We start from the raw sequence: 24,208 nt of genomic DNA on the forward strand, positions 1-24,208 counted from the left end.
TGCGGGCCGCATACCAGGTATGCATACTCCGGGCCATGTCCATCCGACACGGCCTGCTCGCCCTGCTCGAACGCGGCCACATGTACGGCTACCAGCTCCGCGCCGCGTTCGAGGAGTCGACCGGCTCGACCTGGCCGCTGAACATCGGGCAGGTCTACACCACCCTCGCCCGACTGGAGCGCGACGGCCTGGTCCGACCGTTGCCGGAGAGCGAGGGCGGCCAGCGGCCGTACGAGATCACCGACGCCGGCCGGGCCGACCTGGCGCTCTGGTTCGCCACCCCGATCAGCCGCACCGACCGGCCCCGCGACGAGCTGGCGATCAAGCTGGCCCTCGCGCTGACCACCCCCGGCGTGGACGTGCGGTCGGTGGTCCAGGCGCAGCGGACCGCCACCATGCGCACCCTCCAGGAGTTGACCCGGTTGAAGTTCGCCAGCGACCGCCCGGAGGACCTGCCCTGGCGGCTGGTGCTGGACGCGATGGTGTTCCAGTCGGAGGCCGAGATCCGCTGGCTGGACCACTGCGAGACGAGCCTGGTCCGGTACCGACCGACCCCGGGGCGTCCGGCGGCCGGCCCCCCGGTGGACGAGGCGGTGGACCGCACAGACCAGGAGGCCCGGCGGTGAGCGGTACGGCCCAACCGGTGCTCGACGTCCGTGACGTGCACCGCACCCACGGCGCCGGCCCGGCGGCGGTACGCGCCCTGCGTGGGGTGAGCCTCACCGTCGCACCCGGTGAGCTGGTCGCCGTGATGGGCCCCTCCGGCTCCGGCAAGTCGACCCTGCTGGCGCTGGCCGGTGGCCTGGACAGCCCGACCGCCGGCGAGGTACGCGTCGACGGCGAGTGCCTCGGCGTGCTGGACCGCCGGCGGCTGGCCCGGGTCCGCCGCCGCCGGATCGGCTACATCTTCCAGGAGCTGAACCTGCTGGGCAGCCTGACCGCGGCGGAGAACGTGGCCCTTCCGCTGGAGCTGGACGGCGTGGGCGTCCGGACCGCCCGGCGGCAGGCCCTGGCCGCCCTGGCCGAGGTGGAGCTGGACGGGCTGGGCGACCGCTTCCCCGACCAGCTCTCCGGCGGGCAGCAGCAGCGGGTGGCGATCGCCCGGGCGCTGGTCGGCGAGCGCCGGCTGGTGCTGGCCGACGAGCCGACCGGCGCACTGGACTCGCGGACCGGGGAGGCGGTGCTGCACCTGCTGCGGCGGCGGGTGGACGCCGGGGCGGCGGGGGTGCTGGTGACCCACGAGGCGCGGCACGCCGGCTGGGCCGACCGGGTGATCTTCCTGCGGGACGGGGTGCTGGTCGACTCGACCGCCCCGCTGGGCAGCGTGGAGCAGCTGCTCTCCGGCAGCCCCCGGTGAGCCGGCTGGGCTCCGCACGCCGCCCGGCCGCCCCGGTGGACCACCCGGGCGCCGCGAGCCGCCGGCGCACCGGGAGCCGTCGGGCGTTGCGCCTCGCCGCGTGGTTCGGCTCCTGGCGGGCCGCGCTGCGGATCGCCCGCCGGGAGGCCCGCCGGGCGCGGGGACGGACCGCGCTGGTACTCGCGATGATCATGTTGCCGGTGCTGGCGCTGACCTTCGTCGCGGTCAGCTACGACATGGCCCGACTGACCCGGGCCGAGGAGCTCGACCGCCGGCTGGGCGTGGCCGACGCGGACCTGCGGGCGATCACCGACCGACCGATCCGGCAGGACGCCTGGGGCTCCGGCCCGTGGAGCGTCGACGAGGGCACGGTGCGGATGGTCCCTCCCGGAACCGTCGAGGAGATCACCGCGCTGCTGCCGCCCGGCAGCCGGGCGGTGCCGGTGCACCGCTGGGTGCCGTTCGAGGTCCGTCGTGGCGACCGCGACCAGACGATCGCCGCCCGAGCGCTGGACCTGGCCGACCCGCTGGCCCGGGCCCACGCCCGGTTGCTCTCCGGTCGCGCGCCGGCCGGCGCCGACGAGATCGCGGTCAGCCGGGCCGCCCTGTCCGACCTGCCCACCCGGGTCGGTGATCGGGTGACGGTGGCCGACGGCTCCCGCTCCTACCGGGTGGTGGGGGTGGTGGAGTTCCCCGACGACCTGGGCGTGGTGGTCGCGCTGCACCCGTCCGCCGTCGGCCGGACACAGCCCAGCGGGGATGCCGGTTGGCTGGTCGACCTGCCCGGTGGCGTGGACGACGACCTGGTCCGGCGGCTCAACGCCCACGGCGTCCTGGTCGCCGCCCGGGCTCCGGTGCCGGGCGCGCCGCTGCCGCGTGCCGACACCGGGGCGGACGCCACCGACTGGGGCAACGGGGTGCTGGTCGGTGGGTTGGGGCTGCTGGAGGTGGTGCTGCTGGTCGGGCCGGCCTTCGCCGTCGGCGTCCGGCGTCGACGCCGGGACCTGGCGTTGGTGGCGGTCGCCGGCGGGGACGCCGCCCAGCTGCGCCGGGTGGTGCTGGCCGACGGCGTGGTGCTGGGTGCCCTCGGGGCGGCGGCGGGTCTGGCGTTGGGCGTGGCGGCGGCCTTCGCCGGCCGCCCGCTGGTCGAGCAGTACCTGATGAACTCCCGCTTCGGCGGGTACCGCTGCTTCCCGGCGGCGCTGGCCACCATCGCCCTGGTGGCGGTGGTGGCCGGCGTGCTGGCGGCACTGGCCCCGGCCTGGACCGCGGCCCGCCACGACGTGGTGGCCGGGCTGGCCGGGCGCCGCTCCGCGCCGCCGCACCGCCGCCGGTGGCTGCTGATCGGGGTGGTCCTCACCCTCGCCGGCACCGGCCTGGCCACCTTCGGCGCCGCCCGGACCAACCCGACCTGGGTCCTGGCCGGCCTCGTCCTCGGTGAGCTGGGTCTGGTCTTCGTCACCCCGGCCCTGCTCGGCGTGCTGGCCCGGGCCGGTCGGCTGCTGCCGCTGGCCCCGCGGATCGCATTGCGCGACGCCAGCCGCAACCGCTCGTCCGCGGCGCCGGCCATCTCCGCGGTGATGGCCGCCGTGGCCGGGAGCGTCGCCATCGGGGTCTACCTGGCCGGCGGCGCCGAGCGGGAGGCGGGCCGGTACCGGCCCGCGCTGCCGCCCGGGCACGTCCTGGTCACCCGGACCGACGGGAACGGCACCGGCCCGCTGCCGCAGCTGTCCCTGGTCGCCGAGCTGGCCCGCACGCAGCTACCGGGTGGCCGTCCCGCGCCGCTCGCCTATCCGGCCTGCGCCACCGGGGACGGCAACTGCGACGTCTCCGCGTCGCTGCCGCCGGGCCGGGCCTGCCCGTACGACCTCGGCCCGCCGCTGAGCCGCGCCGAACAGCGCGCCGCCCTGGCCGACCCGCGCTGCGACCGGTCCGACGGTTACTACTCCGGGCCGTCGGTGGGGATGGCGGTCGTCGACGACGGCAGCGCCCTGCCCGGCCTCACCGGCGCCGGCGCGGAGGCGGCGGCGGCGGCCACCGCGGTGCTGCGGGCCGGCGGGGTGGTGGTCGACGATCCGCGCCGGGTGGTCGACGGCCGGGTCACCCTGCGCGTGAACCGGACCGACGACCGGCCGGAACCGGTCGCCACGACCACGACCACGGTGCCCGGGTACGCGCTGACCGACGGCATCCGGGCCGACCGGCTGATCCTCTCCCCCGCCGCGGCCGCCCGGGTCGGGCTGGTCGGCCGGCAGCTCGGTTGGGTGGTCGCCACCGACCGCACGCCGAACCGGGGCGAGCAGGACCGGTTCACCCGGGCGCTGCGGGAGCACCTGCGGATCAGCGTCGAGGTGGAGCGCGGCCCGTCCGAACAGGACCGCTCCCCGCAGCTGCTCCTGCTGGCCCTGGCCGCCGGGGTGGTCACGGTGGGCGCGTCGGCGATCGCCACCGGGCTCGCCGCCGCGGAGGGCCGCGCCGACCTGTCCACCCTGGCCGCGGTCGGGGCCGGTCCGGGCGTACGCCGGCTGCTCTCGCTCTGCCAGGCCGGGGTGATCGCGGGGACCGGCTCGGTGCTGGGCATCGCGGCCGGCCTCGGCACCGCCGTGATCATCCTCACCGCCGTCAACCGCCGGTACGCCGAGTCGTGGCCGGTGGAGCCCCCGTACCCGCTGGTGGTGCCGGCTTCGGTGGCCGCCGTCGTGGTGGTGGTGCCCGTGGTGGCGATGCTCGGCGCCGGCCTGTTCACCCGCTCCCGGCTGCCCGTGGAACGTCGACTCGACTGACCAGCATCGATCGGTTGGGGGGTGCCGCGGCGGGCCGGGAACGGGCAGACTGGAGGGCGTGTCCGTGTTGGGAAGCCTCACCCGCCGGGTCGGCCACCACCGCTGGTTCGGCGCCGCCGCCCGCCTGCTCGTGCCCGCCGACCGGCTGGTCGGGCGGCTCACCCGGGGGCGGGTGGTCGCGCTCGGGCTGATCCCATCCCTGGTCGTCACCACCACCGGCCGGCGCTCCGGCAAACCCCGCAGCAACCCCCTGCTGTACGTGCCGGACGGCGACGCGTACGTGGTGATCGGGTCGAACTGGGGGCAGCAGCACCAGCCCGGCTGGGCGATGAACCTGCTCGCCGATCCGGCCGCCGAGGTCGACATCAAGGGCCGCCGGACACGGGTGCGCGCCGAGGTGGCCACCGGCGCCGAACGGGACCGGCTGTGGCAGCTGCTGGTGACCGAGTGGCCGGCGTACCGGACGTACGTCGAACGGGCCGGCGGGCGGGAGATCCGGATCTTCCGGCTGGTGCCGGTGCCCGACGGCCCCCCGGACGGCGCCCCCGGGCGGTGACCGGGGTCGCCCGGCGCGCGTCGGCCCGGGGCCCCGGGCCCGGCGTGGCTAGGGTGGAGGCCGCAGGGACGAACCGCGACGAAAGGGCAGCGGGTGGACGCGACCAGCACCGAACCGACCACCGGCCCGGACCTCGACGACCCCCGCTGGCAGGTGGCCGAACGGGTCGCCGAGGCGGCCCTGCGGCGCTTCCCGGCCGACCTGCTCGCCGTCGCCGTGCACGGGCCGCTGGCACACGGCGACGACGACGGGGGCGGCGACGGCGAGGTGGGGCTGCTGCTCGCCACCTACCGACCGGGAGCCGGACCGGCGCCGGCCACCCGGCGGGTGGACGGGGTGCTGGTCGACCTGACCGTGGCCGGGGCGGAGGAATACCTCCGGCAGGCCCGGACGATCGGTGCGCTCTGGCCGCTGACCGCCGACCGGTACGTCACCACCCGGGCGTTGCACGACCCGACCGGCTGGCTGCGCGCCCTGCGCGACGAGCACCTGGCCCGGCTGGCCCGGGCCCGCCCGGCCGAGTTCAGCGCGGCCGCCCGGCAGGCGTGGTACAGGGGTTGGGCGGCGCACGCCCGGGCCGCCCGGCTGGCCGAGTGGTACGAGACCGACCAGGCGCTGCTGATGCTCGGCGAGGCCCGGCTCGCCGCGGCCACGGTGACCGGCCTGCTCGGCCGCACCTACTACCGGGACCCCGGCGATGCGGTCCGCCGGACCGGGCTGGCCGGCGCCGACATGACGGAGGTCGGCGCGGTGCTGGGCCGGCAGGCGCAGGAACTGGCGGCCCGCGGCCGGCCGGTCGACGGCACGGTCGACGAACTGCTCACCGGCTGACCGCGCGGCCGACGGTCAGCCCAGCCCGCCCTGGATGCCGATCAGGGAGCCCACCAGGTACGTCGCGCCGGCCGCCGCCGCGCCCAGCAGCAGCTGCCGCAGGCCGCTGGACCACCAGGGGCGGTAGGTGAACCGGGCGACGATCGCCCCGGCCAGGAAGAGCCCCACCCCGCCCACGGCGAGCGCCAGCCAGAGGCTGGTGAAGCCGATCAGGTAGGTCAGCAGCGGCACCAGCGCCCCGACGGAGAAGCAGACGAACGACGAGACCGCCGCGGCCCAGGGGCTGGGCTGCTCGTCCGGGTCGACGCCCAGCTCCTCCCGGACGTGCACCCGCAGCGCCTCCTCCGGGTTGCGCCGGACCGCGTCGGCGACCTGCGTGGCCAGGTCCCGGGGCAGGCCCCGGGCGACCCACGCGTCGGCCAGCTCGCGGGCCTCCGCCTCCGGGTGCCGCTCCAGCTCCCGGCGCTCCTTGGCCACCTCGGCGGCCACCTGCTCGTTGGCCGACCGGACGCTGGTGTACTCGCCCAGCCCCATCGAGATGGCGCCGGCGACCAGGCCGGCCGCGCCGGTCAGCACGACGCTGCGCGGCGAGACCCCGCCGCCGCCCACGCCGGCGATCAGGGCGATGTTGGTGACCAGGCCGTCCATCGCGCCGAACACGGCCGGCCGCAGCCAGCCGCCGGACACGTCCGCGTGGTGCGCCTCGCGCAGCGCCGCCGGGGTGTCGGTCACGGCAGGGTCAGGATCTCGTGGCCGTCGTCGGTCACGACGACGGTGTGCTCGAACTGGGCCGTCCAGCGCCGGTCCTTGGTGACGACGGTCCAGCCGTCGTCCCACATGTCGTACTGGTACGTGCCGAGGGTGATCATCGGCTCGATGGTGAACGTCATGCCCGGCTCCATCACGTCGGTCGGCCGGGGGCTGTCGTAGTGCGGCACGTAGAGGCCGCTGTGGAAGGACTCGCCGATGCCGTGGCCGGTGAAGTCGCGGACCACCCCGTAGCCGAACCGCTTGGCGTACGACTCGATGACCCGGCCGATCACGTTGATCTGCCGGCCGGGCCGGACCGCCCTGATCCCCCGCATGGTGGCCTCGCGGGTTCGCTCGACCAGCAGCCGGGCCTCCTCGCCCACCTCACCTACGAGGAAGGTGGCGTTGGTGTCCCCGTGCACGCCGTCGAGGTACGCCGTGACGTCCACGTTGAGGATGTCGCCGTCCTGGAGGACCGTCGAGTCCGGGATGCCGTGGCAGATGACCTCGTTGAGGCTGGTGCAGCAGGACTTCGGGAAGCCCCGGTAGCCGAGTGTCGACGGGTACGCGCCGTGGTCGCAGAGGAACTCGTGCACCACCCGGTCGATCTCGTCCGTGGTCACCCCGGGCTTGCTGTGCTCACCGGCGAGCTGGATGGCCTGCGCCGCGAGGCGGCCGGCGACCCGCATCCGCTCGATCGTCTCGGGGGTCTGCACGTGCGAGCCCCGCCACTCCCGGGGGCTCTTCTTCCCCACGTACTCGGGACGGCGGATGTGCGCGGGCACCGGTCGCCACGCGGACAGCGTGCCGGGGGTCAGCGGCGGACGGACGGTCATGCCGACAGCCTATCGCCGGGCCGAGGGTGACCCCCGCCACCGTCGGCCCGGTCAGGTTGTTGCCGTGGCAGAACGCCTGTGCCATTGTTTCAGCGTGGATCTAGGGGGCGAAACTCCCGTCTTCTCCGTCAGCTCGGAGCGGGACGGCGACCGGCTCCGGGTGGTGGTCACCGGCGAGGTCGACATGGCGACCGCCGACGCGATGCTCCAGAGCGCCCTGCGCGAGCCGGCCGGGCACGTCCTGCTGGACCTGCGCGCGGTGACCTTCTTCGACTCGGCCGCCATCCATGCGGTGGTGCTGCTCGCCGAGCGCCTCCCGGACCGGCTGGACGTGCTTCCCTCCCGCCAGGTCGGCCGGGTGCTGGAGATCTCCGGTCTCGGCGACCAGAGGTGGCTGCGCCCGCTGTAGCCCCCCGGTCAGTCCTGGAGCCGCCGGCGCAACGTCACCTCGGTGCCCCGCCCGGTACGGGTCACCGACAACTCCCCCAGCGCCCGGATCAACGACAGCCCGCGGCCCCGGAACCCGGCGCCGGTCGACTCCCGCCACCGGCCGCTGTCGGTGATGGTGGCCACCACGGTGCGGTCGGAGATCGTCACCTCGACGTCGATGGTCGGCTCGACCGGCTCGACCGGGTGCTCGATGGCGTTCGCCGCGGCCTCGGAGACCGCCACGGTCAGGTCGAACAGGTCCGTCTCGCCCACGTGGTGGGCGGTGAGGAAGTCCTCCAGCCGCTTGCGCAGCACGCTCAGCCGGGTCGGGTCGGCGGGCAGCCGCAGCGCGAACCGGTTGAGCTCGGCGGCCTCCAGGGCGAGCACCGCCACGTCGTCGTGCCGGGGCCGCCCGGCGACCCGCTCGACGACCGCGTCGACCACGTCCGCCACGTGCTCGGCGGGGACGGCGGCGTCCACCCGCAGCTGGTCCAGGGCGGCGTCGATGCCGGCGTGCCGGTCCTCGATCAGGCCGTCGGTGTAGAGCAGCAGCCGGCTGCCCGGCGCCAGCTCCGCCTGCACGGTCCGGTACGTCGCGTCCGGGATCGCCCCGACGGGCGGCCCGAGCGCACGGTCGTGCAGGAACACCACGTCGTCTCCTCGGATCAGCAGGGGGGACGGGTGGCCGGCGCTGGCGTAGCGCAGCCGACCGGTGCGGGGGCTGAAGTGCAGGCAGACCACCGTGGCGAAGGAGCGTCCCTCGGTGGAACCGACCAGCCGGTTCAGCCGGGTCAGCGACAGGCCGGGGTCGAACCCCTCCAGCACGTACGCGCGCAGCGCGTTGCGAAGCTGGCCCATGGCGGCGGCCGCGCGGACGCCCTTGCCGACCACGTCGCCGATGACCAGCACCAGCTCGTCGTCGTCCAGGCCGATCACGTCGTACCAGTCGCCGCCGACCTCGACGTCGGCGCTGCCGGGCAGGTAGCGGCTGGCGACCACCGCGCCGGGCAGCTGGGGCAGCGTGCGGGGCAGCAGGCTGTGCTGCAACGTGGTGGCGATGCGGTGCTCGGCCTCGTAGAGCTGGGCGTTCTCCAGCCGCACCCCGACCAGGCGGGCGAGCTGGGTGAGGATGGCCTGCTCGGTGCCGTCGCCGTCGCGGCGCCACACCCGCAGCTCGCCCAGCCGCTCGCCGGTGGTGCCGGTCAGCGGCAGCACGAACGAGGGTTCGGTGCCGCTGTCGCCGCCGGCGTCCGCCTCGTGCCGCGCCCCGGTGGCGGTGACCACCACCCGGGCGGCCTCGGCCAGGTGCAGCGCGTGCTGGGCGGCCACCCGCACCACGTCGGCGGTGGAGCGGGCGGTGTTCACCGCCACGGCCGCGTCGGCGAGCCCGCTGAGCCGGCGGATGATCTGCCCGCGCAGCTGGCCCAGCTCCACGTTGGCCCGGACCCGGGCGATCAGCTCCTGGCCGGAGAAGGGCTTGGTGAGGTAGTCGTCGGCCCCCGCGGCCAGGCCGGCCACCGCCTCGGCGGAACCGGCCCGGGCCGAGAGCAGGACGATCGGCACGTGCCGGGTGCCCGGATCGGAGCGCAGCGCGGTGACCAGACCGAAGCCGTCCAGCCGGGGCATCATCACGTCGGTCAGCACCAGGTCGAACGGGGACTCGACGGCCAGTCGCAGCGCCTCCAGCCCGTCCGGGACGGCGACCACCTCGTACGAGGGGGCGAGCAGCCGGGTGACGTGCTCGCGCAGGTCGGCGTTGTCGTCGGCGAGCAGGATCCGGCCGGACCCGCCAGCCGGCTCACCGGGCCGGGACACCTGCGTCCGGTGGTCGTCCCCGTCGGTCCACAGCGCGGTCTCGGCGACCCAGAGCCGGGCCTGTTCCGGTTCGGCGAGGGACACCTCGGTGTCGGCGGCCACCCGCTCGGGCGGCAGGTGTCCGGTGCCGAACGGCACGGTCACCGTGAACGTGCTGCCCCGCTCGATCCGGCTGTGCGCCTCGACCCGGCCGCCGTGCATCTCGACCAGCTCACGGACCAGGGCCAGCCCGATGCCGGTGCCCTCGTGGGTACGCGACCGGACGCCCGGCACCCGGTGGAACCGTTCGAAGACGTGCGGCAGCTCGTCCGGGGCGATGCCGACGCCGGTGTCGCTGACCTCCAGCCGGGCGGTGCCGTCCTCCGCCCGGACCCGGACCCGGATCTCACCGTCGAAGGTGAACTTCACGGCGTTGGAGACCAGGTTGAGGACGATCTTCTCCCACATGTCCCGGTCGACGAAGACGGGCGCGGGCAGCGGTGGGCAGTCCACCACCAGGCGCAGCCCGGCCCGCTCGGTGGCCGAGCGGAAGGTGCTGGCCAGCCGGGCCGAGTAGTCGGCCAGGTCGGTCGGCTCGTAGTGGGCGGCGAGCCGGCCCGACTCCAGCCGGGAGAAGTCCAGCACCGTGTTGACCAGCTTGAGCAGCCGCAGCGCGTTGCGGTGCATCACGGTCAGCCGATCGGTCAGCTCCGGCGGGAGCCGCGGATCGGCGAGCATGTCCTCCAGCGGGCCGAGGACCAGGGTCAGCGGGGTGCGGAACTCGTGGCTGACGTTGGCGAAGAAGTTGGTCTTGGCCCGGTCCAGGGCGGCGAGTTCCGCGGCCCGGGCCAGTTCCTGCTCGTACGCCTGCTGCCGGCCGACGGCCCGGGAGACCTGCGCCGCGACCAGGTCGAGGAAGTTGCGGTACTCCTCGGTGTAGGGCAGCCGGCGGGAGACGCCGAGCACCAGCACCCCGGTCGGTGAGTTGGCCGCGGTGACCGGCAGGACGACCGCCTGCTCGGCGGCGGCCGGCGGGGCGGCGTCGACCAGCTCGGACACCGGCACCGAGCCACCGTCGACAGCGCCGGCGGCGACCTGCTCCAGGACGGCCGGCAACTCCCCGGTGACCTGCCCGGGACGTACCCCGCTGGTGCCCGCGAGGGTCAGCCGGCCGTCGGCGTCGCGGAGGTGGACCAGCGCGAACGGCACGTCGTCGGGGTGACCGTCGAGCACCCGGGCGATGGCCCGGCCCAGCTCGGCGCTGCTGGGCACGTCGGCGAGCTCCGAGCCGAGTTCGGCCAGCGCGCGCAGCCGGCGCTCGCCGACGACCCGGCCGGTGGTCTCGCTGACGAAGCAGAAGACCCCCGTGATGGAGCCGTCGTCGTCGCGGACCGGGTCGTAGGAGATGTCGAAGTAGACGTCCTCCAGGAAGCCCTGCCGGTGGAGCACGAAGGGATGGTCCTGCCCGTGGTACGGCTCACCGGTGTGGCGGACCCGTTCCAGCAACGGCTCCAGCACGTCCCAGGTCTCCGCCCAGTTCTCCCTCGCCGGGCGGCCCAGGGCGTGCGGGTGCTTCGCGCCGATGGTGGGCCGGTAGGCGTCGTTGTAGAAGGCGAGATGGTCCTCGCCCCAGAAGAGCACTATCTGCGCCCGGGAGCCGAGCATCATGCTGATCGCGTGACGCAGTGCCGGGGACCAGTCGGTGGGGTGGCCGAGCGGGGTGGTCGACCAGTCGAAGGCGTCCAGCCGGCGACCCATCTCTCCGCCGGCGACGAAGGTGGCGGCGAGCAGCGGCGGGAGGGTGACCCGGCTGCCGTGACCGGCCCGGCCAGCCACCGCAGGAGACAGTCGTCCCCCGTCCTCGCCCCCCAGGGCCGAGCTCATGCAGCCTCCCGCTCCGGCCTCGTCGGCGACGAGCAACGTTGATCCGCTCGCCGCGTCCGCCCATGTACCCCGACGGACCAGCAACGTAACGCATTCTGCCCGGCGTGCGCTGGTTACCTGTGCCTCACGTCGGCGTCACCGGCCGCGCCGAGGACGTTCGGGCAGGTGGGGCCGGCTCCGGCGGGGCGAGCGGCGCGTACCAGTGCGGTGACCGGGCGTGGATCCGGCTCGTTCTCCGGATGCCACTGCACCCCGAGGACGAACCGGCGGCCGGGATCCTCGACCGCCTCGATCACCCCGTCCTCCGCCCAGCCGGTGACCGCGAGCCGACCCGGGTCGGCGACCGCCTGGTGGTGGTAGGAGTTGACCCGGTCGACGTCGCCCATCACCGCGGCGGCGAGGCTGCCCGGAGCGAACCGGACCCGGTGGCTGCCGTAGCGGCCCGGTGCCGGGCGGTGCCGGTCGTGACCGACCACGTCCGGCAGGTGCTGGTGCAGGGCGCCGCCGGCCGCGACGGCGAGCAGTTGCATCCCCCGGCACACGCCGAGCACCGGCAGGTCGGCGGCGAGCGCCGCGGTGAGCAGGGTCAGCTCCCCGGCGTCCCGGTCCGGGCGGGACTCGGTGCGCGGGTCGGGCGGCTGGCCGTACCGTCCGGGGTCGACGTCCGGGCCGCCGGCGACGAGCAGCCCGTCGAGCAATCCCACGACGTCGCCGTCCCGGTCGTCCGGGGGCAGCACCACGGCCCGGCCGCCGGCCACCGTCACCGCCCGGGCGTACGCCTGCGGCACCAGCACCGCGGGCACGTCCCGCCACACCGCCCAGCCGGCCGGCTCGACGTACGCGGTGATCCCGATCACCGGCCTGGTCACAGCGGAGCCGCCTTTCGTTCGCGACTGCGGGGCTCGCAGAACCGGCTCACTCCTCGCGCTCACAGGGGGGTCACGTACGCCCCGGTGATCCCGCCGTCGACCACGAACTGGCTGGCGGTCATGAAGGAGGAGTCGTCGCTGGCCAGGAAGGCCACCGCGGCGGCGATCTCCTCCGGGGCGCCGAACCGGCCCATCGGCACGTGCACCAGCCGGCGGGCGGCCCGCTCCGGATCGGCGGCGAAGAGCTCCAGCAGCAGCGGGGTGGCGACCGGGCCGGGGCAGAGCGCGTTGACCCGGATCCCCTCCCGGGCGAACTGCACACCGAGCTCCCGGGTCATCGCCAGCACCCCGCCCTTGCTCGCCGTGTACGCGATCTGCGAGGTGGCCGCCCCCATCAACGCCACGAAGGAGGCGGTGTTGATGATCGATCCCCGCCCCTGCCGGCGCATGTGCGGGATGACGTGCCTGCAGCAGAGATAGACGCTTGTGGTGTTGACCCGCAGCACCCGCTCCCAGGCGTCCAGGCCGGTCTCCAGGATCGAGTCGTCGTCCGGCGGGGAGATGCCGGCGTTGTTGAACGCCACGTCCACCCGCCCGTGCCGGGCGACCACCCCGTCGAACAGCTCCCGGACCGAGGTGTCGTCGGCCACGTCGCAGGCGACGAAGTCGCCGGCCACCTCGTCGGCGGCCCGCCTGCCCGCCTCGGCGTCGATGTCGACGCAGACCACCGTCGCCCCCTCGGCGGCGAACCGGCGTACGGTCGCCAGGCCGATCCCGCTGCCCGCCCCGGTGACCACGGCGACCCGGTCCGTCAGTCGTCCCTGCATGCTGCTCACTCCTCGGTGCTGATGAACACGTTCTTGACGTCGGTGAAGGCGTGCAGCGCGTCCGGGCCCAGCTCGCGGCCGAGGCCGGAGCGCTTCATCCCGCCGAACGGCGTCCAGTAGCGCACCGAGGAGTGCGAGTTGACGCTGAGGTTGCCCGACTCCACCGCCCGGGTCAGCCGCAGCGCCCGGCCGACGTCCCGGGTCCAGATCGAGCCGGAGAGGCCGTACTCGGTGTCGTTGGCGAGCCGGACCGCGTCGGCCTCGTCGTCGAACGGCAGCACCGACACCACCGGGCCGAAGATCTCCTCCCGCCAGTGCCGGTCGGCCGGGGAGTCGGCGAGCAGCACGGTCGGCGGGTACCAGAAGCCGGGGCCGTCGGGGCTGCTGCCGGTGAAGGCGACCTTCGCACCGTCGACGTAGCCGGCGACCCGGTCCCGGTGGCCGGCGGAGATCAGCGGGCCCATCTCGGCGGTCTCGGTGGCCGGGTCCTGCACCCGGAAGGCGCGCACGGCCGGTTCGAGCAGTTCCAGGAAGCGGTCGTACACCGGGCGCTGGACCAGGATGCGGGAGCGGGCGCAGCAGTCCTGGCCGGCGTTGTCGAAGACCGACGCCGGCGCGGTGGCCGCGGCCCGCTCCAGGTCGGCGTCGGCGAAGACCAGGTTGGCCGACTTGCCGCCCAGCTCCAGCGTCACCCGCTTCACCTGCTCGGCGCAGCCGGCCATGATCCGGGTGCCGACCTCGGTGGAGCCGGTGAAGCAGACCTTGCGGACCGCCGGGTGGGTGACGAACCGCTCGCCCACCACGCCGCCGCTGCCGGGCAGCACGGTGAAGACTCCCTCCGGCAGGCCCGCGTCGAGGGCCAGCTCGGCCAGGCGCAGCGCGGTGAGCGGGGTCAGCTCGGCGGGCTTGAGCACCACCGTGTTGCCGGCGGCCAGCGCGGGGGCGAAGCCCCAGCCGGCGATCGGCATCGGGAAGTTCCACGGCACGATCACCCCGACCACGCCGAGCGGCTCGTGGAAGGTGACGTCCAGCCCGCCCGGCACCGGGATCTGCCGGCCGGTCAGCCGCTCCGGCGCGCCCGCGTAGTAGTCCAGCACGTCCCGGACGTTGCCGGCCTCCCAGCGGGCGTTGCCGATGGTGTGCCCGGAGTTGCGCACCTCCAGCCCGGCCAACTCCTCCCGGTGGGCGTCGACCACCGCGGCGAACCGCCGCAGCAGCCGTGCCCGGTCCCCCGGCGCGACGTGCCGCCACGACTCGTACGCCCGGGCCGCCCGCTCGATCGCCGCGTCCGTCTGGGCCACCGACGTCGCCGCGACGTCGGTCAGCACCGCACCCGTCGCCGGGTCCACCACGTTCGTCATGTGCCCAGCCTGCCCGTCAGAGGCGTTCGAAGCCACGGGTGAGTTCCCAGTCGGTCACCGCGGCGTCGAACGCGGCCAGCTCGACCTTCGCCTGGTTGGCGTAGTGGTCGGCCACCTCGTCGCCGAACGCCTCCCGGGCCACCGACGAGCCCTCCCAGAGGGTGAGCGCGTCGCGCAGGGTGGCCGGCACCCGCTCGGCGGCCGGGTCGTCGTACGCGTTGCCGGTGCACTCGTCGGCCAGCTCCAGCTCCGCCTCGATGCCGCGCACCGCCCCGGCGACCAGCGCCGCGATCGCCAGATAGGGGTTCACGTCCGCCCCGGGCACCCGGTTCTCCACCCGCATCCCCTGGCCGTGGCCGACCAGGCGCAGGGCGCAGGTGCGGTTGTCGGTGCCCCAGCGCAGCGCGGTCGGCGCGAACGAGCCGGGCTGATAGCGCTTGTAGGAGTTGATGTTCGGGGCGAAGAGCAGGCTGAACTCGCGCATGGTGGCGAGCAGTCCGGCCAGCACCCGCTGCCCGGTCACGCTCAGCTGCGCCGGCCCGTCGCCGAGCATCGCCGAGCGGCCGTCGGCGTCGCGCAGTGAGAAGTGGATGTGGCAGGAGTTCCCCTCGCGGGCGTTCGGCTTGGCCATGAAGGTGATCGACATGCCCTCCTGGGCGGCGATCTCCTTGGCCCCGTTCTTGTAGATCACATGGTGGTCGGCGCAGGCCACCGCCTCGTCGTAGCGGAAGGCGATCTCGTGCTGGCCGAGGTTGCACTCGCCCTTGGCGCTCTCCGGGGTGAGCCCGGCGCCGGCCATCTCGGTGCGGATCCGGCGCAGCAGCGGCTCCACCCGGGCGGTGCCGAGCAGCGAGTAGTCGACGTTGTACTGGTTGGCCGGGGTCAGGTCGCGGTAACCGCTCCGCCAGGCGTCCTCGTACGAGTCGCGGTAGAGGACGAACTCCAGCTCGGTGCCCGCGTACGCGGTCAGGCCGTGGGCGGCGAGCCGGTCGAGCTGCCGGCGCAGGATCTGCCGGGGCGAGGCGACCACCGGGCCGGAGCCGTCCAGCCACTCCAGGTCGGCCAGGACCAGCGCGCTGCCGGGCTGCCAGGGCGTGCGGCGCAGCGTGGCGAAGTCGGGCTTCATGGCGAAGTCGCCGTAGCCGCGTTCCCAGCTGGACATCGCGTACCCGTCGACGGTGTTCATGTCGACGTCCACGGCGAGCAGGTAGTTGCAGCCCTCGCTGCCGCCCGCGACCACCTGGTCGAGGAAGTACGGCGCGTGGATGCGTTTGCCCTGCAGGCGGCCCTGCATGTCGGTCAGGGCCAGCACCACGGTGTCGATCTCACCCTCGGCGACGGCGACGCGGAGCTGTTCCAGCGTGAGCGGAGCTTTCCTCATGGGTGCGCCTCCATCACCAAGGTCTACTGGCCGAACCCGATCACCGTCAATGCCCCTGGTGGACACGTCGGCAAACCCGACCGATGCTCCGTACTTCTTCTCTTGATATTCGTCGATGGCTAGCGTGCGAGACGGGTCGGGCGCCAACGGAGGCGCCCGGCCATGATGGGGAGGAGCGCGATGCGCACTGCTCAACACCGTCGGCGGGACCGCCGACGCATCCTCGTCGCCGCCGCGACCGCGGCGGTCACCCTGCTGGCCACGATCGCCCCGGCGCGCGCCGAGCCGGGTGAGGACGAGGGCGAGGAGTCCGGCGCCAAGGGCATCAAGCCGTACGCCGCCCAGGAGGCGTCGGCCCGGCTCGCCCCGTACGGGTCGGTGGCGCCCGGCGAGTACGGCGAGGCCCTGGCCGACCTGCGGGGACTGCGCGGCACCCTCGCGCCGTGGACCGAGGTCACCGACAAGCCGTACGACGCCGACGACCCGAACTACCGCGACCCGAACTTCTCCAACTCCGGTGGCGGCGCCGGTCTGGTGGCCGGCCGGGTCACCGGCCTGGCGGCCGGGCGGGGGCAGGTCTTCGCCGGTGGCGCGAACGGCGGCGTGTTCCGCAAGCGGCTCGCCGGCGGGAAGTGGACACCGATCTCCGACGGCATCCTCGCCCTGTCCACCGGCGACCTGGTCTATCAGGCCGCCTCCGACACCCTCTGGTACGCCACCGGCGAGGCGAACACCGGCGCCACCAGCTACACCGGGGCGGGCGTCTACCGGCTGCGGCACGCCAGCCGGGCGCGCGGCTTCTCCCAGGCCGACCGGGTCGGCGGGGACGAGCTGGAGTCGCGCAGCATCAACCAGCTCAAGTTCGACGGGGCCGGACACGTCTACGCCGCCACCACCCGGGGGCTGTGGCAGCACTCCACCGACGAGCGCCGGCACGCCGAGCGGTGGGAGCTGCTGTTCCTGCCGAACCCGGCGTCGGACACCGACGTCACCAAGCCGTACGACAACATCGTCAACGACATCCTGGTCGACCCCGGTTCGAAGGGCCGGACGGTGCTGATCAACGCGGCCTGGCGCTCCGGGGCGGCGTACAACGGCTACTACCTGTCCACCGTGGGCGGCAGGGCCGGCAGCTTCACCCGGGTCGACCTGCTCGGCGACATCGACAACGACGACGTGGGCAACGCCGAGTTCGCGGTCTCCGCCGACGGGCACAGCTACTACCTGGTGCAGGAGAGCCCGGAGCAGTTGCTGGAGGGTGAGCCGTCGGTGCTCAAGGGCGCCTACCGGTCCACCGGCGGCATCCTCGGACCGTGGGTACGGATCGCCGACTCCACGAAGCTGGCGAACTCGGGATCGGCGTTGAAGGCGCTGCCGACGTACCAGCCGGGCGTGCAGGCCTGGTACAACAACTTCATCGAGGTCGATCCGACCAACCCCCGACACGTCTACCTCGGGTTGGAGGAGGTCTACGAGAGCGAGGACGGCGGCGGCAGCTGGAAGACCGTCGGCCCGTACTGGAACTTCCCGTTCCCCTGCTTCAAGATCACCGACCCGCGCGGTGGCTGCCCGCCCACCACCCACTCCGACCAGCACTCCATCGCGATCAGCGGCGGCACCGTCCTGGTCGGCAACGACGGCGGGGTCTACTCCCGGCCGCTGGCCCCGGCGGTCAGCCGGGAGAACGCCGACGGGCACGCGCTGGACTGGACCAACCACAACGCCGGGCTGCGCACCCTGCAGTACTACTCGGTCGGCACCGGCCGGGACCCGAACCGGCGGGGCGTGACGGTCTCCGGCGGCCTGCAGGACAACGGCGGTTCGCTGCTGCGGGCCGGGGCGCGCAAGATGGTCAGCCCGTTCGGCGGCGACGGCGGTGACACCGTCGTCAATCCGCGCAACGGCTGCCAGATCCTCGACGAGTACACCAACCTGAACCTCTGGCTGACCAGGAACTGCGGACAGAGCAACGGCACCACCAACGCGATCTTCGACGTGACGGTGCCGGACGTGAACTCCCGCTTCACCGCGCCCTTCCGGGCGATCCGCGGCTCGCGCAACACCCGCGACGGCAGCAGCGAGCGTTGGGTGGCCGGCGGCAACTCCGTCTGGCGGCACGACCTGGCGTTCTCCTACACCCCGGCGGAGGCGGCGGCCGACGAGGAGAACGGCTGGCGCAAGCTCCACACCCTCGACGAGGACGGCGCCCGCCTGGTCGTCGGCCTCGACGGGGTGGCCGACCCGAAGGCGCCGGCCGACCCGTCGAAGGACACCTACCTGGCCGCCTGGTGCGGCGAGGCGAACTGCAACAGCGCCGGGTTCACCCGGGGTGTCGCCACCAACTGGGGTGGCGCCTGGACCGAGCTGGACCTGACCGGGCTGCCCAACCGCTATCCCAACGCGGTGACCTTCGACCCGGCCGACCGCACCAACTCGACCATCTACCTGGTCTTCAACGGCTTCAACCGACGCTTCGTCGAGGGCCCGGGCGCCGGGGTGAAGCACGTCTACCGGGGCAGGCTGACGAAGACCGCCGGCGGCGTGTCGGTGGCCTGGACCGACCTGTCGGTCGGCTTCCCGGACGTACCGGCCACCGACGTGGTGGTGGTCGGCAACAAACTGGTCGTCGGCACCGACCTCGGGGTGCTGGTCGCCGACCGGCGGGCCACCCCGGAGACCATCCGGTGGCGGCGGGTCGGTCGGGAGCCGGGCAGCGGCCCGAAGGCGCTCCCGCTGACCGCGGTCTTCGACCTGCACGTCAGCATCGACGGCAACCTGTACGCCGCGACCCACGGGCGCGGCATCTGGAAGACGCCGTTGTTCCTGCTCTGAGCGGACCGGGGCGGGTCGGCCGCGGCCGGCCCGCCCCCACCCGGAAGGAACCCCGGATGTCGCCGCGTCGTCCCACCGCCATGACGAGCATCCGCACCGTCGCCCTGGTCGCGTCGACCCTGCTGCTGGTCACCGCCTGCGCCAGTGGCGGCGACCCGCCGCCGTCCGGGTCGGGGAGCGCGGCCACCCCCGTACCGCCGACCAACACCCCCACGCCGCCCGCCGCCGCCCCCACCGGCAGCGCCGACCCGGACCGGCGGGGTGACCTGGTACGCGGCTACCGCAGCCTCACCGGCACGGTCGACCGCTCCGGCCGCTGGGTGCTGCTGCGTGCCGAGGATACGACCTGGGCGCTGCTGGGCCCGCCGACCGCCGACCTCGTCGACGGGCGGACGGTCACCGTGTCAGGGGTGGCGGCGCAGGTGCCGCCGGGCTGCGCCGCCGATCGGGCGCTCACCCTGCGGTGAGAGGCCCCCGCCCTCCGGCTCACGTCCCCGGTGGATCCCCGCCGAGCCGCCTTTCGAGCTGATGACGTGAACGACTCGGCGCTCGGTCGAGCCGTTCACGCCATCAGGTCGACAGTCTCCGCGACAGGTGGCACGGCCACGGTCCGCAACTGTTCCAGCTCGACGGCGTTCTCCCAGCAGGGACCGCCGCACCGAGGAGCACAGTTGAACCGTCGCATCGTCGCCGCCGCCGCGGCCGCGGCCGTACTCACGCTGGTGTCCGGCATCGGCGAGGCCGCGGCGCGTCCCCGCCCCGACCGGCCGCCCACCCCGGTCGGCTACGACCTCAGCACCCCCGAGACGGTGGCCAGCGGGCTGGCCGTGCCCTGGGGCCTGGACTTCCTGCCCGACGGCAGCGCGCTGGTCACCCAGCGCGACCTGGGCACCGTGCTGCGGGTACGCCCCGGCCGGCCACCCCGCGAGGTGGCTCGCATCCCCGACGTCGTGGCCGGTGGTGAGGCCGGACTGCTCGGGCTGGCCGTCTCCCCCACCTTCGTTCGGGACCGGCTGGTCTACGTCTGCTACACCACCGCCACCGACCTGCGGATCGCCCGGTTCCGGCTGGGTTCGACGCAGCCCCCGCAGGTGATCGTCGGCGGCGTCCGGCGGGCCCCCGCCCACGACGGCGGCCGGATCGCGTTCGGCCCCGACGGCATGCTCTACGCCGGCATCGGCGACGCCCTCATGCCGGCCGACGCCCAGGACCTGGCCAGCCGCAACGGCAAGATCCTGCGGATCCGCCCGGACGGCACGGTACCGGCGGACAACCCGTTCCCCGGCTCGCCGGTCTACAGCTACGGCCACCGCAACGTGCAGGGCCTGGCCTGGGACCGGCACGGGCGGCTCTTCGCCACCGAGTTCGGCCAGAGCACCTGGGACGAGGTCAACCGGATCGTGCCGGGCGGCAACTACGGCTGGCCGGTCGTCGAGGGCGTCGCCGCCGACCCCCGGTTCCGCGACCCGGTGGTGGTGTGGCGGCCCGCCGAGGCGTCCCCCAGCGGCGCCGCCTTCGCCCACGGCACGCTCTTCGTCGCGGCGCTGCGCGGAATGCGGCTGTGGGCCGTACCGGTGGACCGGTCCGGTGCGGTCGGCGCGCCGGCTCCCGAGCTGGTCGGCGCGTACGGCCGGCTGCGAACGGTGGCGCGGGCGCCGGACGGCTCACTCTGGGTGACCACCAGCAACCGGGACGGCCGCGCCACCCCGGCCCCCGAGGACGACCGCATCCTGCGCGCACCCGGGGGCCGCGCCAGCCGGCCGTCAGCTGAACCGGTCGGCGAGCTTCGTCAGCCTGGCCACGTAAGCCGGCCAGTCGTACCCGTCGGGGACGCCGACGCCCTCGCCGAGCCAACCGACCGCACCGTCCTGCTGCTCGCGGAGGATGTCGGCGTGACCGGCGTGCCGGGCGACGTCGCCGATCACGTGGATGACGACCCGGTGCAGGGTCACCGGCGGTGAACCGGGCCGCCACCACGGCACCTGCCCCGGCGCGTCCAGCGGCAGTTGCTCGATCGTCTCGTCGGCGAACGCCGCGACCCGGCGGTACAGGTCGATCAGCCCGTCCTTCGTCTCGTCCTCCCGGGCGTACCAGTCGGCCTGCGGGTCGTCGTCCTGCTCCTGGTCGGAGACCAACTCCTCGGGCGTCGGGAAGCGGCGCCCGAAGGTCGGACCGAAGTAGCCGGCCTCGACGTTCAGGCAGTGCTTCACGATGCCCAGCAGGTTGGTGCCGGTCGGGGTGCGGGGCAGCCGGACCTCGCGTTCACCCAGCCCGTCCAGCTTGGAGATCAGGTCGTCGCGGTTGTCGCGGAGGTAGTGGAGCAGCGCGGTCTTCGGATCGGTCATGTCCGCCATGGCCGCCAGTCTTGCCCAACCGCGCTTCGCCGGTGGTCCCGTGTGGGACCGAGGGCGTCAGCGGTGGGCGAAGACGAAGCCGCCCTCGACGTCCGGGGACGGCCGGTGCGTCATCTCGGCCTCCACCACGAAGCCGGCGGCCTCCGACCAGGCCGCCACCCGGGCGGGCGGGCGGCGGTGGACGTACACGTGCATGGGGTGCCCGCCGTAGCCCTGCGTCTTCAGCCTGCTGCCGTCCCCGGCGAAGAAGCCGAACAGCGCCACACCGCCCGGTCGGAGCACCCGGTGGAACTCGGCGAGGACCGCCGGCACCTCGTCGTCCGGGACGTGGATCAGCGAGAACCAGGCCAGCAGCCCGGTCAGGCTCTCGTCGGCGATGTCCAGCCGGCTCATCGAGCCCACCTCGAACCGCAGCTCGGGATGGTCCCGTCGGGCCACGTCGATCATCGCGGGCGACAGGTCCACGCCGAACGCGTCCAGGCCGAGGCCGTCCAGGTACGCGGTGATCCGCCCCGGACCGCAGCCGACGTCGGCCACCGGCCCGGCCCCCTGCGCCCGCGCCAGCTCGGCGAAGAGCGCGAGGACGCCCCGCTGGAACGGTTCGCCGGCGAGCGCGTCGCGCAGCAGGTCGGCGTAGCTCTGCGCCACCGTGTCGTAGGAGGTCCGGGTGTCGTCGAGCCAGTCACGGTCGGCCATGCACCGCACCATAGCCGGCGGGACCACGAGGAGATCTTGGTCGTACTAGCCTGCCGGGCATGGCCTTGAGTCCCGATGAGTTCCACCAGCACGCCCTGTCCGCCGCGGACGACGAGCGGCGGCTTCCGCTGGCCCGGATGACGGGCTGGGAGATCAGCCCGTTCGAACAGCAGGGGCTGCGGGTCACGCCGCTGCGCCCACCGGTGCTCCCCGAGCACGCCCGGCACGGCGAGGATCCGGCGGACTGCGGGCCGTGCCGGGACCGCGACGAGGGCATCTGGTTCGACGACAACTGGCGGCTGGCGCGGGTCACCGGCGTGGGCGTACCGCTGGTGCTGATGCTCTACCCGCGCGACCACCACGACCTGGCGGACCTCCCGGACGAGCTCGCCGCGGAGCTGGGCCTGCTGACCACCCGCATCGCCCGGCACGTGCAGGCCCTGCCGCACATCTCCCGCGCCCACGTCTACCGGATCGGCGACGGGGCGGCCCACCTGCACATCTGGTTCTTCGCCCGGCCCGAGGGGCAGGCGCAGTTCTTCGGGTCGTGGCTGCCCGTCTGGGACGACCTGCTGCCGGAATATCCCGCCGACGTCGCCGAGGCGGACGCCGCGATCGTGGCCGACGCCCTGGTCGCCTCGCACGGCGGGCGCCGGTCGGCGACCACCTGACCGCTCAGGGAGTCCACTCCGGGTCGCGGCCGATGAAGCCCAGCATCCGGGTCTGCGGGTCGGCGTCCTCCTTCACCGGCACGCGGGGGCCGTACTGGCCGGACGAGCGGATGATCTCCTCCATCGACTCCATCCCGGCCAGCAGCTGGGCGCAGAAGTCCTGGTCGAGGCGCTCGTCCTGGCCGGTGGCCCGGGCCAGGTCCCAGGTGTGCATGAACACGTCGCTGGTGTAGAACTGGTCGATCGCGCGGTCGAGCGGCAGCTCGCCGAGGTGCGGGTTCGACAACAGGCGGCCGGCGGTGGCCGGGTCGTCCAGCAGGGACTGCACCGCGTCGCAGTGGGTCTGCCACGCGCCGACCGGGTCGTCGTCGACCGACGGCCCGGCGGGCAGCCGGACACCGGCGCCGCCGGCCAGCAACGGCGGCAACCATTCGACGAGATGGCGTACGACGTCCCGGGCGGTCCACCCGGGGACCGGCGCGGGCGCGTCCCATGACCGGGTGCCCCGGACCCGGTCGGTGAACCCGGCGCCGACCTGCCGGTGCCGCTGCGCGGGAAGGTCAGACAGTGCCATCGGCGAGCATCCCGTCGAGTTTGGCGTAGCCCTGGTCGACTCCGACCTCCATGCCGCTGGCCAGCCAGGCGTCCCGCGCCTCGAAGCTGTCCACCAACGACTGGGCGCGCAGCAGCGTACGACCGCCGCCGAGGTCGTCGAAGCAGAGCGTCTCCAACGCCACGCCGTCGGGTTGCCCCTCGAAGGTGAACGTCTGCACGATCCGGTCCGGGCGCACGTCGTGAAAGCAGCCGCGGAACGCGTACTCCTGGCCGTCGCGGGTGGCGACGTAGCGCCAGCTGCCGCCCGGGCGGGCGTCCCACTCCTCGATGCGGTTGTCCATCCGGTCGGGTCCCACCCACCGCGCGAACAGCTTCGGATCGGTGTGCGCCCGGAACAGCTGCTCGGGCCTGGCGTTGAACTCCCGGCGCAGCCGGATCACCGGCACCTTCGGGTCGGCCTCGATGGTGGTCTCGGCGATGTTCATGCCGCGCTTCCCTTCTGGTCGTCGCTCGTGTCCTGGTCCATCTCCGCCAGCACGGCGTCGAGGCGGCGGTACCGCTCCTCGGCCTGCCGCCGGTAGCGCTCGATCCACCCGTCCATCAGGTCGAAGACCTCCGCCTCCAGCCGCACCGGGCGGGGCTGCGGCCCCGCCGGCCGGCTCACCACCCCGGCGTCCTCCAGCACCTTAAGGTGCTTGTAGACCGCCTGGAGCGTCATCGGGTAGGGCTCGGCGAGCTGGCCGACGGTCGCGTCCCCGGCTGCCAGCCGGGTCACCATGTCCCGCCTGGTCGGGTCCGCGAGAGCCGCGAAGACCCGCGACAGCGTGTCCACCGCCATCCGCACCTCCAGCTTTAAACTCTCAAGTTGAAAGTCAACGTACCTCCTATCACCCAACACGTCAACCAGTGGGTTGAAACCGCCGATGGGAAGGGGCTCCGAGAATCACCTGGCGACCGCAAAGGATCTTCACCTAGGGTGGCGCCATGGCTAGCCCGATCAAGCAGGTCCAGGTCACGTTCGACTGCGCCGAGCCTCGACGCGTCGCCCGCTTCTGGTGCGAGGCGCTGGGGTATGTCCCGCCGCCGTCGCCGGAGGGGTTCGACTCCTGGGACGACTACGAGCAGACGCTGCCGGAGGAGCAGCGCGGTGCCTGGGCGGTGGCCCAGGACCCCACCGGGGCGGGCCCCCGGCTGTACTTCCAGCGCGTCCCCGAGAGCAAGGTCGCCAAGAACCGGGTGCACCTGGACGTCCGGGTGGTCACCGGGCTGGTGGGCGAGGAGCGACTCGCCGTGCTCGCATCCGAGTCCGCCCGCCTGGAAGCCCTCGGCGCGAAGCGCGTACGACTCATGCTCGCCGACGAGGAGAACGAGTCGTGCCTCGTCATGCAGGACGTCGAGGGCAACGAGTTCTGCCTCGACTAGGCGGGTCGCGGGCGCCCGAC

The 24,208-nt window shown here is 74.1% G+C and carries 22 protein-coding genes and 1 pseudogene; 11 read left to right on the forward strand and 12 right to left on the reverse strand.

Going from position 1 to position 24,208, the window contains the following annotated elements; genetic code table 11:
- The first annotated feature begins 35 nt into the window (after positions 1–35).
- From GA0070564_RS00115 to GA0070564_RS00135, 5 genes are all read left to right on the forward strand, one after another.
- Complete coding sequence (locus tag GA0070564_RS00115; RefSeq protein WP_091600950.1) at positions 36–626, forward strand: PadR family transcriptional regulator; 591 nt, start codon at positions 36–38, stop codon at positions 624–626.
- Entirely contained in the window at positions 623–1,357 is a 735-nt protein-coding gene (locus tag GA0070564_RS00120; protein WP_091600952.1) for an ABC transporter ATP-binding protein, read from the forward strand. The genes GA0070564_RS00115 and GA0070564_RS00120 overlap by 4 nt, the downstream gene beginning before the upstream one ends.
- Entirely contained in the window at positions 1,354–4,140 is a 2,787-nt protein-coding gene (locus GA0070564_RS00125; protein WP_218104862.1) for an FtsX-like permease family protein, read from the forward strand. Before GA0070564_RS00120 ends, GA0070564_RS00125 begins: the two co-directional genes overlap by 4 nt.
- A gap of 58 nt (positions 4,141–4,198) precedes the next feature.
- Entirely contained in the window at positions 4,199–4,696 is a 498-nt protein-coding gene (locus GA0070564_RS00130; RefSeq protein WP_091600954.1) for a nitroreductase family deazaflavin-dependent oxidoreductase, read from the forward strand.
- A 93-nt stretch (positions 4,697–4,789) separates the two neighbouring features.
- Positions 4,790–5,527 carry a hypothetical protein gene (locus GA0070564_RS00135; RefSeq protein WP_091600956.1) on the forward strand — a complete coding sequence of 246 codons (738 nt, stop codon included), beginning with the start codon at positions 4,790–4,792 and terminating at the stop codon, positions 5,525–5,527.
- A 15-nt stretch (positions 5,528–5,542) separates the two neighbouring features.
- On the opposite strand, the gene GA0070564_RS00140 is transcribed toward GA0070564_RS00135, so the two are convergent.
- Positions 5,543–6,259 carry a VIT1/CCC1 transporter family protein gene (locus tag GA0070564_RS00140; RefSeq protein ID WP_091600958.1) on the reverse strand — a complete coding sequence of 239 codons (717 nt, stop codon included), beginning with the start codon at positions 6,257–6,259 and terminating at the stop codon, positions 5,543–5,545.
- Positions 6,256–7,113: a type I methionyl aminopeptidase gene (gene map / locus GA0070564_RS00145; RefSeq protein ID WP_091600960.1), complete on the reverse strand. Its 858-nt coding sequence runs from the start codon at positions 7,111–7,113 to the stop codon at positions 6,256–6,258. The genes GA0070564_RS00140 and map overlap by 4 nt, the downstream gene beginning before the upstream one ends.
- A gap of 94 nt (positions 7,114–7,207) precedes the next feature.
- On the opposite strand from map, the gene GA0070564_RS00150 reads away from it, so the two are divergent.
- Entirely contained in the window at positions 7,208–7,522 is a 315-nt protein-coding gene (locus GA0070564_RS00150; protein WP_245669771.1) for an STAS domain-containing protein, read from the forward strand.
- An 8-nt stretch (positions 7,523–7,530) separates the two neighbouring features.
- On the opposite strand, the gene GA0070564_RS00155 is transcribed toward GA0070564_RS00150, so the two are convergent.
- From GA0070564_RS00155 to GA0070564_RS00175, 5 genes are all read right to left on the reverse strand, one after another.
- Positions 7,531–11,220, reverse strand: a complete 3,690-nt coding sequence (locus tag GA0070564_RS00155) for a SpoIIE family protein phosphatase (protein ID WP_091600964.1) — start codon at positions 11,218–11,220, stop codon at positions 7,531–7,533.
- A 113-nt stretch (positions 11,221–11,333) separates the two neighbouring features.
- A complete protein-coding gene (locus GA0070564_RS00160) occupies positions 11,334–12,089 on the reverse strand; it encodes a gamma-glutamyl-gamma-aminobutyrate hydrolase family protein (protein WP_176730514.1) in 756 nt (251 codons plus the stop codon).
- A 59-nt stretch (positions 12,090–12,148) separates the two neighbouring features.
- A complete protein-coding gene (locus tag GA0070564_RS00165; RefSeq protein ID WP_091604268.1) occupies positions 12,149–12,916 on the reverse strand; it encodes a 3-oxoacyl-ACP reductase in 768 nt (255 codons plus the stop codon).
- Positions 12,917–12,921: 5 nt separating this feature from the next.
- Positions 12,922–14,277 (reverse strand): aldehyde dehydrogenase family protein, encoded by a 1,356-nt coding sequence (locus GA0070564_RS00170; protein WP_091600966.1) that lies wholly within the window; start codon positions 14,275–14,277, stop codon positions 12,922–12,924.
- Positions 14,278–14,293: 16 nt separating this feature from the next.
- Positions 14,294–15,658, reverse strand: a complete 1,365-nt coding sequence (locus GA0070564_RS00175; RefSeq protein WP_091600968.1) for a glutamine synthetase family protein — start codon at positions 15,656–15,658, stop codon at positions 14,294–14,296.
- A gap of 180 nt (positions 15,659–15,838) precedes the next feature.
- Here GA0070564_RS00175 and GA0070564_RS00180 point away from each other — a divergent pair, with 180 nt between their 5' ends.
- The 3 genes and pseudogenes from GA0070564_RS00180 to GA0070564_RS00190 all read left to right on the forward strand — a co-directional run.
- A complete protein-coding gene (locus GA0070564_RS00180; RefSeq protein WP_091600970.1) occupies positions 15,839–18,490 on the forward strand; it encodes a hypothetical protein in 2,652 nt (883 codons plus the stop codon).
- Between the two features lie 56 nt (positions 18,491–18,546).
- Entirely contained in the window at positions 18,547–18,957 is a 411-nt protein-coding gene (locus GA0070564_RS00185; protein ID WP_141714670.1) for a DUF5818 domain-containing protein, read from the forward strand.
- 204 nt (positions 18,958–19,161) lie between these two features.
- Positions 19,162–20,226 (forward strand): annotated as a pseudogene (locus GA0070564_RS00190) (PQQ-dependent sugar dehydrogenase); the annotation flags it as partial.
- Between the two features lie 27 nt (positions 20,227–20,253).
- Here GA0070564_RS00190 and GA0070564_RS00195 read toward each other — a convergent pair.
- On the reverse strand, positions 20,254–20,844 hold the full coding sequence (locus GA0070564_RS00195) for a DinB family protein (RefSeq protein WP_091600974.1): 591 nt from the start codon (positions 20,842–20,844) through the stop codon (positions 20,254–20,256).
- A gap of 57 nt (positions 20,845–20,901) precedes the next feature.
- Entirely contained in the window at positions 20,902–21,540 is a 639-nt protein-coding gene (locus GA0070564_RS00200) for a class I SAM-dependent methyltransferase (protein ID WP_091604271.1), read from the reverse strand.
- 59 nt (positions 21,541–21,599) lie between these two features.
- Between GA0070564_RS00200 and GA0070564_RS00205 the strand changes: the two genes are divergently transcribed.
- Positions 21,600–22,211 carry an HIT family protein gene (locus tag GA0070564_RS00205; protein ID WP_091600976.1) on the forward strand — a complete coding sequence of 204 codons (612 nt, stop codon included), beginning with the start codon at positions 21,600–21,602 and terminating at the stop codon, positions 22,209–22,211.
- A 4-nt stretch (positions 22,212–22,215) separates the two neighbouring features.
- On the opposite strand, the gene GA0070564_RS00210 is transcribed toward GA0070564_RS00205, so the two are convergent.
- The 3 genes from GA0070564_RS00210 to GA0070564_RS00220 are packed head-to-tail and all read right to left on the reverse strand — an operon-like array spanning position 22,216 to position 23,604.
- Positions 22,216–22,785, reverse strand: coding sequence for a TIGR03086 family metal-binding protein (locus GA0070564_RS00210; protein WP_091600978.1), 570 nt, complete (start codon positions 22,783–22,785; stop codon positions 22,216–22,218).
- Positions 22,772–23,251: an SRPBCC family protein gene (locus GA0070564_RS00215; protein ID WP_091600980.1), complete on the reverse strand. Its 480-nt coding sequence runs from the start codon at positions 23,249–23,251 to the stop codon at positions 22,772–22,774. The genes GA0070564_RS00210 and GA0070564_RS00215 overlap by 14 nt, the downstream gene beginning before the upstream one ends.
- Complete coding sequence (locus GA0070564_RS00220; protein WP_091604273.1) at positions 23,248–23,604, reverse strand: ArsR/SmtB family transcription factor; 357 nt, start codon at positions 23,602–23,604, stop codon at positions 23,248–23,250. Before GA0070564_RS00220 ends, GA0070564_RS00215 begins: the two co-directional genes overlap by 4 nt.
- A gap of 146 nt (positions 23,605–23,750) precedes the next feature.
- Here GA0070564_RS00220 and GA0070564_RS00225 point away from each other — a divergent pair, with 146 nt between their 5' ends.
- Positions 23,751–24,188 carry a VOC family protein gene (locus GA0070564_RS00225; RefSeq protein ID WP_091600982.1) on the forward strand — a complete coding sequence of 146 codons (438 nt, stop codon included), beginning with the start codon at positions 23,751–23,753 and terminating at the stop codon, positions 24,186–24,188.
- Positions 24,189–24,208: the final 20 nt, after the last annotated feature.

The sequence above is a fragment of the Micromonospora mirobrigensis genome (assembly GCF_900091555.1).
GTDB lineage: Bacteria > Actinomycetota > Actinomycetes > Mycobacteriales > Micromonosporaceae > Micromonospora > Micromonospora mirobrigensis.